2 protein-coding genes are annotated in these 1,414 nt (G+C 72.6%); both read right to left on the reverse strand.

Annotated elements, in window-relative coordinates:
* Positions 1 to 951: non-hydrolyzing UDP-N-acetylglucosamine 2-epimerase (gene wecB, locus DEIPI_RS0100175; RefSeq protein WP_027480450.1), on the reverse strand; the 951-nt coding region annotated here is incomplete at its 3' end.
* Positions 948 to 1,414, reverse strand: a 467-nt coding sequence (locus DEIPI_RS27240) for an undecaprenyl-phosphate alpha-N-acetylglucosaminyl 1-phosphate transferase (RefSeq protein WP_045233321.1), incomplete at its 5' end; no start/stop codon positions are given. The genes DEIPI_RS27240 and wecB, both read right to left, overlap by 4 nt.

A 1,414-nucleotide genomic window follows, 5' to 3' on the forward strand; every position in this document is an offset into this window, starting at 1 on the left:
CAGCACGCCCGCCGCGAGCCCCTCGGGCCGCTCGGTGACGTTGCGCAGCACCGCCACGGGCACGCCGAGGCTCGCGCCCTCCTCCTGCAGGCCGCCCGAGTCCGTCGCGAGGAGCTCCGACGCGGCCATCAGCGCGGCCATCTCGTCGTACGCGATCGGCTCGATCAGCTCCACGTTCGCGACGTCCGACAGGGCCGGGTAGACCGCCTCGCGGACCGCCGGGTTGAGGTGCACGGGGTACACGAAGTGCCGCTCGGGGTGCCGCAGGGCCACGTCGCGCAGGCCCAGCGCGAGCTCCGCCATGACGGGCAGGTTCTCGCGGCGGTGCATCGTGATCGTCACGAGCCGTTTGCCCTGCCACCCGGGACGCAGCGGCGAGCGCGACGCGACGGCGCGCACCGCGTCCACCGCCGTCTGTCCCGTCACGAACACGCCGTCTCCGGTCTTGTTCTCGCGGCGCAGGTTGTCGCGGCTCAGCTCCGTCGGGGCGAAGTCCAGCGTCGTGAGGACGCTCGTGAGGCGGCGGTTCGCCTCCTCCGGGAAGGGTTCGCGCATGCTGCCGCTGCGCAGGCCCGCCTCCACGTGCCCCACCGGGATGCCCTCCACGAACGCCGCGTACGCCATGCAGAACGTCGTGGTGGTGTCGCCGTGCACGAGCACCATGTCCGCCTCCAGCTCACGCAGCCGCCGCGCCGCGGCGGGCACGATGCGCGCCGTGAGGTCCGGGAGGGTCTGCCGCTGCGTCATCACGTCAAGGTCCGCGTCGGGCGTGAGGCCGAACACCGCGAGGGCGCTGTCGAGCTGCTCGCGCTGCTGCCCCGTCACGAGGATCACGGGCGTCACGCCCGGCTCCTTCGAGAGCGCCTCGATGACGGGCGCCATCTTCGTGGCCTCCGGACGGGTCCCGAAGGCCACGACGATCCGCTTGTCCTTCACTGCTTCCGTGCTCATTCGGTCAGGGCCTCCTGCTGCTCGCGGCGGTGCGCGCGGACGCGGCGCAGCGCCACCCACGCGAGCGCGCCGCCGATGAAGAGGGCCGTCACGACGATCACGACCGCCGGGACGCCCTGCGCGACCATGCCGATCACGCCGAACAGCAGCGCCGTCGCCCACATGATGACCGCCGTGCGGCGCGCGTCCGTGCGCGCCAGCAGGCGGTGGTGCAGGTGCGTCTTGTCCGGGTGGCCCAGCGGGTTGCGGATGCCGCGCGCCAGCCGTCCGATCACGACCTGCGTCGTGTCGAGGATCGGCAGCGCGAGGAACAGCAGGGGCGCGATGACGGACGCGCCCGCCGCGAACTTCAGGGTGCCCAGCAGCGACACCGCCGCGAGCGTGTACCCGATGAGGTAGGACCCCGCGTCGCCCATGATGATGCGGCTCGGGTTGAAGTTGTGCCGCAGGTAGCCCAACGCGG

Origin of the sequence: Deinococcus pimensis DSM 21231 (assembly GCF_000519345.1) — a bacterium.
Lineage (GTDB): Bacteria > Deinococcota > Deinococci > Deinococcales > Deinococcaceae > Deinococcus_A > Deinococcus_A pimensis.